This window comes from Terriglobales bacterium, assembly GCA_035567895.1.
GTDB lineage: Bacteria > Acidobacteriota > Terriglobia > Terriglobales > Acidobacteriaceae > Gp1-AA112.
The window spans coordinates 204,167-215,590 of the sequence record DATMPC010000001.1 but is presented as its reverse complement, the minus strand read 5'-3'; the positions used below and the strand labels follow the sequence as shown (position 1 = coordinate 215,590).

11 protein-coding genes are annotated in these 11,424 nt (G+C 53.9%); 6 read left to right on the top strand and 5 right to left on the bottom strand.

Features of this window, described 5'->3' with window-relative positions:
- The 5 genes from VNX88_00860 to VNX88_00840 form a co-directional block, all read left to right on the top strand.
- Nucleotides 1–261 (top strand): hypothetical protein (locus VNX88_00860; protein ID HWY67178.1); only part of this gene is annotated, 261 nt, incomplete at its 5' end.
- A 264-nt stretch (nt 262–525) separates the two neighbouring features.
- Nucleotides 526–1,458, top strand: coding sequence for an ABC transporter ATP-binding protein (locus VNX88_00855; GenBank protein ID HWY67177.1), 933 nt, complete (start codon nt 526–528; stop codon nt 1,456–1,458).
- On the top strand, nt 1,455–2,231 hold the full coding sequence (locus VNX88_00850; protein ID HWY67176.1) for an ABC transporter permease subunit: 777 nt from the start codon (nt 1,455–1,457) through the stop codon (nt 2,229–2,231). The genes VNX88_00855 and VNX88_00850 overlap by 4 nt, the downstream gene beginning before the upstream one ends.
- Nucleotides 2,228–3,109, top strand: a complete 882-nt coding sequence (locus tag VNX88_00845) for a hypothetical protein (protein HWY67175.1) — start codon at nt 2,228–2,230, stop codon at nt 3,107–3,109. Before VNX88_00850 ends, VNX88_00845 begins: the two co-directional genes overlap by 4 nt.
- A 6-nt stretch (nt 3,110–3,115) precedes the next feature.
- A complete protein-coding gene (locus VNX88_00840; GenBank protein ID HWY67174.1) occupies nt 3,116–3,562 on the top strand; it encodes an N-acetyltransferase in 447 nt (148 codons plus the stop codon).
- A 10-nt stretch (nt 3,563–3,572) separates the two neighbouring features.
- Here VNX88_00840 and VNX88_00835 read toward each other — a convergent pair whose 3' ends face one another.
- From VNX88_00835 to VNX88_00815, 5 genes are all read right to left on the bottom strand, one after another.
- A complete protein-coding gene (locus VNX88_00835) occupies nt 3,573–4,829 on the bottom strand; it encodes a glycosyltransferase family 39 protein (protein HWY67173.1) in 1,257 nt (418 codons plus the stop codon).
- A 106-nt stretch (nt 4,830–4,935) separates the two neighbouring features.
- Nucleotides 4,936–6,171, bottom strand: coding sequence for an MFS transporter (locus VNX88_00830; GenBank protein ID HWY67172.1), 1,236 nt, complete (start codon nt 6,169–6,171; stop codon nt 4,936–4,938).
- A gap of 4 nt (nt 6,172–6,175) precedes the next feature.
- Nucleotides 6,176–6,955, bottom strand: a complete 780-nt coding sequence (locus VNX88_00825) for an SGNH/GDSL hydrolase family protein (protein ID HWY67171.1) — start codon at nt 6,953–6,955, stop codon at nt 6,176–6,178.
- 29 nt (nt 6,956–6,984) lie between these two features.
- Nucleotides 6,985–8,334 (bottom strand): ATP-binding protein, encoded by a 1,350-nt coding sequence (locus tag VNX88_00820; protein HWY67170.1) that lies wholly within the window; start codon nt 8,332–8,334, stop codon nt 6,985–6,987.
- A gap of 1 nt (nt 8,335) precedes the next feature.
- Complete coding sequence (locus tag VNX88_00815; protein ID HWY67169.1) at nt 8,336–9,064, bottom strand: response regulator transcription factor; 729 nt, start codon at nt 9,062–9,064, stop codon at nt 8,336–8,338.
- 840 nt (nt 9,065–9,904) lie between these two features.
- Here VNX88_00815 and VNX88_00810 point away from each other — a divergent pair.
- Nucleotides 9,905–11,194, top strand: a complete 1,290-nt coding sequence (locus VNX88_00810) for an amidohydrolase (protein ID HWY67168.1) — start codon at nt 9,905–9,907, stop codon at nt 11,192–11,194.
- Nucleotides 11,195–11,424: the final 230 nt, after the last annotated feature.

Here is an 11,424-nt window from a genome sequence, read left to right as displayed (position 1 = left end):
GTGCCGACTTCGACGCAAACTTGTCTAATTGACGCGGTTCTCGCCGGGGCTGCCACAGGCAGTCCGAAGAGTGGATATACCTTCGCGTATACGCCACAAGCGGATGCTGTCTCTAATTTCACCAATATCAGTTTCGCACTGAACGGCAATCCGGCTTCTCAAGGACAAACCGGCAACCGCTACTTCTACGCAGACGCGAGCGGTGTGATCCGCTTCAATCCTGCTGGAACGGCCGCCAGCACAGACACTCCGCTTCAGTAGTAAGTTGTTTTCAGTCTGATGTTCAGGGGAGCCCTCGCAAAGGGTTCCCCTGCTTTATTAGGGAACCAATCTTCGGAAATACAGGTGAGGCCCAGCGGAAAAAGTACTGTTAGAGCCCTTAACGCTTCACCTCTTGATCCCTGAGGGCGCCAATGAACTCTAGTAGTTATCGTCATATTCCGCATTGCGCTGGCAATATAGAGCTTCCGCCGAGTTAGCGAAGATGGTTTACGCTATCCTCCAACATTTGCAAATATAGGAAATATGCTGGCCGTCGAGATTCTTGGATTAGAAAAGATCTACAAAGTCGGGTTTTGGCATAAGAAGCAGAAGGTTGGCCTCAAGAGTTTGCATCTTGAGATACCACAAGGGGAAGTCTTCGGCTTTCTTGGACCGAACGGTGCGGGTAAGACAACGACGTTAAAGCTTTTGATGGGCCTGATTTTCCCGACCGCCGGCACAGCACGAATCCTGAACCAACCGTGGCGCGATCCTGCCGTTCGGGCCAGGATTGGATTTCTTCCAGAGCAGCCGTACTTCTACGATTATCTCACTCCCCTCGAATTGCTCGACTACTATGGAACGCTTTCGGGTGTTTCGGCTTCCGATCGGCAATCACGGATTCCCAAACTCTTGGAACGAGTGGGACTGGCCGAGCAGGCGCGCACCCAACTACGCAAGTTCTCCAAAGGAATGCTACAACGCGTTGGGATTGCCCAAGCAGTACTGCATGAGCCCGAAGTGGTGTTTCTCGATGAGCCTATGTCAGGACTCGATCCGCTGGGGCGGCGGGAAATGCGAGATTTCATCCAGTCGCTAAACCGAGAAGGCAAGACTGTCTTTTTTTCCACTCATATTTTGGCCGACGCAGAAGCTCTCTGTCACCGGGTTGCCGTGCTAAACAAGGGGGAACTTCGCGGTGTTGGCGTCGTGCCTGACCTTGTAGCCAAGAATCGTAGCCGGTTCGAGGTGGTCTGGCAGGGTACGTCGGCGATACCTGCGATGCGGATCTTTGGGAACGAGACTCACGTAGCGGGAGACGTTGCACGCTCAACTGTAAGCGAGGATCAACTGCAGCCCGCTCTGGAGACCCTCAAGAATCAGTCTGCAAGGCTGATCTCCGTGAATCCAGTGGGTGGATCTCTTGAAGAGTATTTCCTGCAGAAGCTCGGTGAGCCGGCTGAGGTGCCGCGATGACAAGCCGCATACGAGCCATTGCCTTCAATACCTTCAGGGAAGCGGTACGCGATCGGGTGCTTTACAACCTGGTTTTCTTTGCTTTGCTGCTCGTGGCCATGTCGCCATTATTGGGAGAGATCTCGATTGGCGTTCAGCGCGTGCTGCTTATCAATCTAAGTCTGAGCGCGATTTCGATTTTCGGGATTGTAATCTCGATCTTCGTTGGTATTAGTCTCGTTTCAAAAGAAATTGAAAGACGCACTCTGTATCCGGTGCTCTCTCGTCCGGTTGGACGCGGCGAGTTCATTTTTGGAAAGTATTGTGGCTTGGCCGGGACTCTACTCGTCAACACTGCCGCGATGACGACCGGCTTCTATTTGGCATTACTGCTAATGACGCGAAGCTTTAGTCGCGCTGACGCCAACATCCTCATCGCCATTTACTTTCTTTTCCTGCAATTCGTCGTGATCATCGGGCTCGCATTGTTTTTCTCGTCTTTCTCTTCCCCATTGCTCTCGGCACTTTTTGCTCTGTCGATGTTTGTTGCGGGTACCTTCGCGGGAGACCTTCGGGCCTTTGCTGCGATGGGCCATGGACCCGAACGTTGGCTGGCGAGGGCTGCGTCCTATGTAGTTCCTAACCTTGCCTCGCTGAATGTGATCACACGGGTATCGCACGATCAACTCATACCGGCAAGCCTTGTTGGTTACAACACCCTGTATACGGCTCTGTATGCCGCGGCGACGATCAGCGGCGCTGTACTGATTTTTTCGCGTCGGGATCTGAAATGAGTCGCCGCTCGACAATGCTGGTTGTGGCCGTGCTCGTCGTTTCGATCACAGCCAGTTTCATTCTGGTGGGCAGAATCGCGCACGCTTTTCCCTTCTCGCCGATGGAAGACGTCTTGTTTATGTCCTCTCCGGAGTTCGTGAAACGCGCCAGCCTTGGCTATTCAGGGCTGCTCGCCGACATTTACTGGATGCGTGTGGTGCAGTACTTTGGCAGGCAACACCAGCGCGATTCGACAGAATACAAGGCGCTGGCACCTTTACTGGATATTACGACCACTCTGGATCCTAATCTCGTGGTTGCTTACGAGTGGGGATCCACATTTCTGGATCAACCGCCGCCTAGTGGCGCTGGTGACGACGCCGCTGCTATAGCACTCATCAGGAAAGGTATTCGCAACAACCCCGACGAGTGGCATCTGTATTTCACTTTAGGATTCATACAGTACCTCGGGCAGCACGACTATCTTGGGGCGGCCAAAACGTTCGAGGAAGGATCCAGGGTCCCAGGCGCCCGCCCGTGGCTAAAGCTGATGGCGGCGAAGATGCTCACGGAAGCTGGCAGTTTGGAGACAGCACGTTACATGTGGCAAAACATCTACAACGAATCGACCGACAAAGGTCTCAAGAGAAACGCTGAGCTTCATCTTGCGTCTCTGGTTGTCGATCAGGAGATTCCCCAACTGGAATCCGTAGTCTCAGAATTTGCCGGCCGCACGGGGCACCATCCGTCGTCCTGGAGAGAACTAATCGCTTCCGGATTGCTCCATTCGATACCGCACGATCCCACTGGTGCGGTCTATGTGCTTCGCAATGACGGGCATGTCGTCGTTGCTGATTGGAAGAAACTGCCTTTCATACAAAAAGGAAAGCCCGAATAGTTCTTGATGACTGAGTTGCGCAATTGCTGTCCGGAAGATTTCGAGCAATTGTGGGCTTTGGATCAACAATGCTTTTCACCGGAAATCGCTTACTCGCGACAGGAACTTGCGTACTACATGCGCCACAAATCCGCTATCTGCCTGGTAGCGTGGGAACAAAAACGGCTATGTGGATTCATCCTTGGCCATCCTGAAGCTCGTGGGTTCGGGCATGTCATCACTCTCGACGTAGATTCATCTGCTCGTCGCGCCGGTCTGGGATCGGATTTGATGAAGGCGCTTGAAGCAAAGTTTGCGTCCGTGGGGTGTAGCTCAGTATTTCTCGAGGTAGCAGTGAACAATGGCCCGGCTCTCGCTTTCTATAAGAAGCACGGTTACTCGGTTTGGAAGACACTGCGGAGATATTATCCGGGGCAGCTAGATGGTCTATTGATGGGGAAATCGATCAGATAGTCCACGCGTTCTAAGCCTCCCTTTGCGCAGACGGACGAAGGATTCTAAACTCCGACCAGAGCACACTCGCCAAATAGACCGAGAGCAAGAGCATCTCCGGTTCAATCGCATAACGGTATTTCGCTATCGGGTAAACGAGATAATAGGGAAGCGGATAGGCCACAAGGCATGCGGCATAGAGTAGCCAGCCTCGGGGTCTGCGAGTGAGCAGAAAGATCATCCCTGCCCATGCGGTAATAGACAAAGGCCAGAATTTCCACGGTCGCCACCATTCCTCTCCCTGATAGAGGAGTGGAGTACCATCCCAAAACCAAAGAGTGCGATCAAGGCTGAGATCGATGAACTCGCGTGGGTAACTCCGAACAAAGCTGAGTGCTGCATTCTTGGCTGATTGAATGTAGCCCTGTTCACCGAGTTCAGCATATTTCCGTAATTCCCGAGGGTTCCCTCCAGGATGAAGTCCGGCATAGCCCATTCCATTCGAATAATGGTAGTTCCCGAGATGAAACTCAAACCAAAAGTTGCTACGAAGAACAATGGGATGACCAAACACCTTCATATTCCTGATCGCCCATGGAGAGATGATCATCAGACATACGATCATTGAGATTGCAGCATTTCTAATCCGCTTACCTCGATCGTAATCGCTCGCCAGCATCGCGTAGAGAAAGCTGAAGGGGAGAATGCTGAGCAACGCGGGATTTGTGAGAGCTGTAAGTCCCCATAACCCACCTAATTGAAGCCAAAGCTGTCGTTCTCCCTTCTCAGCGACATCGAGGGTTAGAACCAGAGTCGTTGTTAATAGCAGGCCGCTGGCCGCGAAATCCCAAATCCACGAGGTGGGCCATCTGAAGAAGATGGGGCTCACCGTCCAGATCCATGCAGCCCAGATTCCGATCTTCTCGCCGAACGTACGCCTACCCAGTGCGTATATGGCAATTCCGGTAGCAGCTGCCATAATGCATTGCAATCCAAGAATCACCAGCGCCGATCTGTTTGAATAAACGCCAAAGATCTTGAAGACTGCTGCAACCAGGATTGGATATACCGGAGCAACCCAAGCCGTTGGCCCAGTGTCGATGAGAAAGGGCGAACTGAACCCCAGCCCTCGCGCCAGGTGGGCGGCGATACTCGATATTTCCAGAGCAAATGGATAGGGTCGCCCCGGTAATTGGACATAGGTCTTTCGCCATAACACGAATCCGAATCGAAGGAGAAAGCCGACGAAGAAGATGGCCCAGCGCTGAGTTCGAATTGAGTTGGTCATGCGCTGAGTTTGGAGTGACGACGTGACGGTTGACACGCATCAAGTCTCTCGATTCTGGCGTATCGAATCAATTGCTAACCATAACCTCGCCACTAAACAGACAACACTAAGGTATGCTCTGCGGAGCACCGAAGTGCACGCCTTTGGCCTCGGGTCCGAGATAGATCACGAGCGCAGCCAAGCTAAGGAATGCCGCGGCAAGAATCCCCATTGACTGCGTGTAAGAAAATCGCTCTCCGAGCACAGGCTCGATGTAGCTGATCGTCGATGCGCAGAGCACTCCAAGCTGGTAGGCGAATCCCGGAAAGAATCCGCGGAGCCCGCCTGGTGAAAGTTCGTTGATGTGCGCTGGAATCACTCCCCATGCTCCTTGCACCATGAACTGCATCGTAAATCCACCGGCGATCAGCAGTGCCGTGGTCGGCGAGAGGATCCAAAGTGGGATTGCGGCCAAGCCGAGCAGCGCGGCGGTGATCATGGCTCGCCTGCGACCCTTGCGATCGGAATAAGCCCCGAATGCCAGTCCACCGCAGATAGCTCCGATCATTGCGATGATGCTGATTACCGCAACTGCACGGGGTGCATATCCGCGTTGCACACTCAGAAATGTCGGATACAGGTCCTGAGTGCCGTGTGACATGAAGCTCATCATGGTCATCAGCAGCACGAGATACAAGAAGCGACGCCAATTGTGTCGAACGACAGTCCAATATGTCTGCCAGTCGGTACGCGTTGAATGCCACGCCTCCGATTCTTTCACTTTGGCACGAATAAAGAGCGATAGCAGCGCAGGCAGGCCGCCGACAAAGAAAAGTGCTCTCCATCCAAACCGGGGGAAGATCGTGAAATAAGCAACGGCGGCGAGTATGTTGCCGAGCGCATAACCTTCCTGCAGAAGTCCTGAAACTAGACCGCGCCAGCGCGCGGGAACTGACTCAAGTGTGAGAGATGCTCCCACTCCCCACTCACCTCCCATGCCGATGCCGTACAGCAATCGCAGGAGCAGGAAAACGTTGTAACTAGTCGCAAAACCGGAGAGAACCTCAATGATGGAGTAGAAGATAACGTCCAGCATCAGCGGCAATCGTCTTCCGTAGCGGTCGGCGAGCAATCCAAAGATCAGCGCGCCCACGGGTCTCATGGCGAGGCTGGCAGTCAGCGTTAGCGCGATGTCAGGCCGGGTACGATGGAAGTCACGAGCAACGTCGTTCAACACATACGTGAGAACGAAGAAGTCGAAGGCGTCCAACGTCCAGCCAAGAAATCCTGCAATGAGCGCATTGCGCTGGTTAGCGCGATCGGCCAAGTTCTGCGTTGCCGCAACGGATGAGTCGTCGGACATTGGTCTATTTCTTGAAGGCGTCCGCGATCGCCTGCTCCGCTAGCGGCTGCATTACTGCGTAACCGGAGTCATTCGGATGTAAACAGTCGTATGTGAGTTCCTTCTTCAGCATGCCTGAGCCATCGACCATCGCCGAGTAGTAGTCGAGATAGCCAAATCCGTTTTTAGCCGTGTAGTTCTTGATCCATTCATTGAGAGCGACGATTTGCGGCGGAGGTCGCCGCCCGCTCTGAGCCTTGAGTGAATCACAAACGGGCATTACCGACGCAATGACGACGCGGATGCCATTCGCTCTCGCCAACTCGGACATTGAGATGAGATTGTCCTCAATATTTTGCAATGTCTCTGGACCCGTGTTACCGGCAATGTCATTGGTGCCGGCCAGCGTCACTACCAATTTGGGTTTGAGACTGATCACATCGGGCCGAAAGCGGACCAACATTTGCGGCGTTGTTTGACCGCTTATGCCGCGATTGATGTAAGGTTTTCCGGGAAAGAATTGGGCCTTACCTTTGCCCCAACCATCTGTAATGGAATCACCCATGAACACAACTCGGTTCTCGCCGGGTGCGGGCTGTGGGGTGTTAGCGTTTGCATCACGATAGCGGCCGAGATTCGGCCAGTCGTTGAGGGCTAGGTTCGCACGCTGAAGTTGAGAGACGAGCCGTTCGAGATCAGGATCAGTTGTCTGGGGTGGAGCTTGCTGTGCAGAGGCAGAAGTTTGCGCAACACAAGTACAACCCAGAAGGCACAGGAGACCGATAGACCGGGCAAGAATTTTCATGGGCTCGCATGATAAATCACGAGCCCAGATTAGACGGTTACCACGGCCATCGGGAGAGAGATTTCGATCTGGAATCCGCCCTCTTTGAGATTGCCGGCGCCAATTTTGCCGTTGTGAAGTTTTATCGCCCGCTCTGCAATCGCGAGACCAAGTCCCGCGCCACCGGTTCGACGCTCACGCGAAGTATCCACTCGATAAAAGGGCTTGAATACGTTGTCCAGTTCGGATTCAGGCACTCCAGGTCCGTGGTCACGGACAAGAATCCTCACATCGCTAGTTTCACATTTGATACTGATCTGAACGGCCGTACCAGGCTCGGTATAACGGATCGCGTTCCGGACCACGTTTTCAAAGGCACTGCGCAGTAATTCTTGATCTCCTTCGATCCAGCATTCCTGCATCCGGTCCAGCGTGACTGAACATCCTCGCGACAGCGCCTCAATCTCAACATCCGCGGCGATCTCTGCCAATAGATCGGGAATGTGAACCATGGTGCTCGTCGGCACCGAGTCGCCTGATTCCAGTCGCGAGAGCGTGAGTAACATGCCCACCAGACCGCTGAGTCTTTCTGCTTCGCGTTCAATTCGATCGAGCGCGGGGGAGTGCTCTATTCCGGAGTCGCTGCGAGCAAGGTCTAGAGCCAGCTTTAGCCGCGTGAGAGGCGATCGCAGCTCGTGAGAGACGTCACTGATTAGGCGCTGCTGCGCGCCAATCAGAACTTCAAGTCGCTCAGCCATCAGGTCAAAGTCCTGGACCAACTGTCCCACTTCATCGAGCTGAATGGAGCTCGTGCCCGCGCGAGCCTTGAGATCCCCCGCAGCAATCTTTTGGGCGGCAGTTCGCAGGCGCGTGATGGGCCGTGTTAGGTAACGCGCGAGTAAAGCACAAATCAAACCGGAGATGATGAGCGAGAGACTTAATCGTTTGAAAAGATTTCCTCGAACCAGAGGAAGTTCGATGCGGCGCAATTCAAGAATCGCGAGATAACTAGCAGACTGGCCGTGTAGCAGGCCGGTCACCCCAAAGCGCTGGTTGTCGATGGTGCGGAACTCAACACCTCCTGGGACGGGCAGAGTTCCCAAATTCATCTTGCGGCGCTTGTTCTCGCAAAGAAAATTTGCGTTGCCATCCAAAAGATCGAGTGGCATTCGTCCCGGCTCAACCGACTTCTTGCTTTCCAGAACTGCCTGGCAGCCACCGCTCTCGTAAGAGTGGATCAGAATCTCGGCATTCGTAAGGATGGCCGGAGTGAGTCCCCTGTGAACCGCAGTTCGGATCTCGTCCTCCGTCGGGCGATTCGCCGTGGCGACGAACACACCCACAATGAGAGCCGTGGAAAGCCAGAAGAAGGCAAAAATCTTGAAGAAAAGGCTGCGCATGTTACCTAAGCTGCTTCTCTCGTACTGGCGAGTTCACGGTTGAAACGTACATATAACCGGTATTGCGAATCGTCTTAATGCGTTCCCGCCCGCTCGGCAGACTCCCCAGCTTCTTACGAAGCTTGCTGATGTGTACGTCGATGCTCCGGTCAAACGGGCTAAGTTCCCGTCCGAGTACCACAGAGGCAATCTCGTCCCGGCTTACGACGTTGCCGGCAGATCGTAGCAGAACTTCGAGCAAATTGAACTCGACCGTTGTCGTTTCTAGAATCTTCCCATTGAGGGTGATGGTCCGTGATCCCGGATCAAGGTCCACATCACCTACCTGCACAGGCTGCTTGGGCATGCTGCTTGCACGCTGCTCCCTCGCGTTACGCCGCCCAATCGCTCGGATACGCGCGAGCAACTCTCGTGCATTGAACGGCTTGGAAAGATAGTCATCGGCTCCTATTTCGAGGCCGACGATACGATCAAGTTCATCGCCACGTGCAGTCAGAAGCAATACTGGAATATCAGAGGAGGTGCGTAACTCGCGCAGCAGATCGAATCCGTTCATCCCAGGAAGCATCACGTCGAGGACGATTATATGGTGACCGCCTTCGCGCGCCCGCTCCAGACCTCTCCCGCCGTGCTGAACGGTCTCGACTTCAAAACCTTCTTTTCGCAGATACTCCGACAGCATTTCGCAGAGTTCGGCGTCATCGTCGATAATCAGGATCTTTTCCAACATCTCAATCTAATACGAGCGATAGCAGAATTGTGTCACGTTTCCGCCGTCCAAAACCTGCCGATTTACCTTTCTTTACACCGGAACTGCACGTCTTAAGGTCAATTCCTGCGCCGAAGTGGTCTATTAGAAGTGACTTTGTTGGTTGGGCCGATAGCGCAGGTTGCTGCGGTGAAACCAAGAACGCTCTAGGGGCGAAAATATCAAGTTTCCGTAAAGTCTCTCCTGGTCGTCCCTCGGCGACATGGGCGGAGATGATGGCCTGATCATCTCCGCTCGTTTTTAGAGAGGTGCGCGATTGCATCCTAGCTTGTGGGAAAGAGTAGTCGACGCTCTCTTCTGGTTGCAGTTGGCTTGGATATTCTCCGGCTTCCTACTCATGGCGTATTTCGCATTGAAAGTTTTTCCTACCGATAATGAAGAGACGAATTCCCGTTCTGACTCTGCAACGCTTATTACTCAAAGGCCTGAATTGATCACGCTGGGAAATTACCGATTTGAGGTTGCTGCCGATCCGTCGGAGCCTCGAACCAACGTAATTGAGCTTTACCCAAGGCAATCTGATCGCAAGGCTGGCCTCGGTAATTAGTGTTACTTCTGTTAAAGGCATGACATCCTCATTTCCGGAACCTCGTAGTGCGGCACATGCTACGCCGCGCGACTTAACGATCTCACGTGCTTCTTCAACGGGGCATTCCATTCTTCTGCGAACAACACCCTTTGGTGGTGCTTCTCCTGATCACTTACATATTCCTTCACCTTGTCCACATTTGACTGACTCACGCTAAACGCCGCCTCACACCTCTTCGTCCCGTATACTCACCCTCCGGGAGATTCCAACTAATGCGTTTGCGCGCTCTTCTGCTAGCCGTTTCACTAAGTAACCCAACGGCGTTTTCGGCCAATCCACCAGTCTCATCCACCGACTTCGATCAGCTCTATCCCAATCTAGAAAAGCTCTACGTTGACCTTCATCAGGCTCCGGAATTATCGCTTCACGAAGAAAGGACTGCGGCAAAGCTGGTCTCGGAGCTCAAGCCACTTGGATACGACGTTACGCCGGGGGTGGGTGGATATGGTGTGGTGGCAGTGCTCCCAAACGGCGCGGGGCCAAATGTTTTGCTGCGAACTGACACGGACGCGCTTCCTGTCGAAGAAAAGACCGGGCTTCCCTTTGCCAGCAAGGTGCATAGCACGGACGGGACGCCGGTGATGCATGCGTGCGGCCACGATCTGCATATGACTGCATGGATCGGAACCGCCAAGTGGATGGCTTCGCACAAGCAGCAATGGAGCGGGACGCTCATCATGATCGCGCAGCCCGCCGAGGAGGTAGTCAAAGGCGCGCGCGCAATGCTAGCCGATGGTTTATATACGCGATTTCCAAAACCGAACTTCGCGCTGGCCGTGCATGATGCCGATAATCTACCGGCAGGGAAAGTCGGTTATACCCCCGGCTACGCGCTCGCCAACTCCGATTCGATCGACATCACGGTTTTTGGCAAAGGAGGACATGGAGCGCAGCCACAGATGACAATCGATCCCATCGTCATCGCTGCTCGCATCGTTAGCGGACTCCAAACGCTGGTCTCTCGGCAAAACAATCCGCTTGATCCAGTTGTGGTCACCGTGGGCCAGATTCATGGTGGAACTAAGAACAACATTATTCCCGATCAGGTAATGCTTGGCCTCTCTGTGCGCACTTACAAGAAGGAAGTTCGCGAGCGCGTGCTAAAGGGCATCGAGCGCGTGGCCAAAGCCGAGGCGGAGCTCGCCGGGGCTCCCCGCGCTCCTGAAGTGAAAATCACTGAGGGCACGATCGCGGTTTATAACGATCCCAAGCTTACAGAGCGGCTGGTGGGATCGTTACGTCGTTCCATGGGCGATGGCAACGTGGTTGAAGTGTCGCCCAAAATGGTAAGCGAGGATTTCAGTTACTACGCTCAGGACGGTATTCCCGAAGCGATGTTCCACGTCGGCGCCGTCAATCCTCAGAAGTTCGCGGATGCGCAGCAATCGGGTGCGCAATTGCCGTCCTTGCACTCGGCACTGTTTGCTCCTGATTTTCAGCCGACGTTAAGGACCGCGATCCAGACGGAGGTCACGGAGTTATTGGAATTGATGGGGAAATGATGGGTCCGCCCCTGTGTGATCGAACATGGATTAAGAATTCCCGCGCGTGAAGATAGGTGCTGCCCCTCCGGGGCTCGGGATCTGCGGGCCGCCTACCCGGCATGGGATGCCGGGCTCATTTCGAATCCTGCGAAACGCTGCACGAGGCTTGCTGCGATGTGAATGCGGCACGAGGTTTTCCAACTGGTGTGACTGATGTTGTTCGCCTTTGCTTGTGTGCCGCGTTTCGC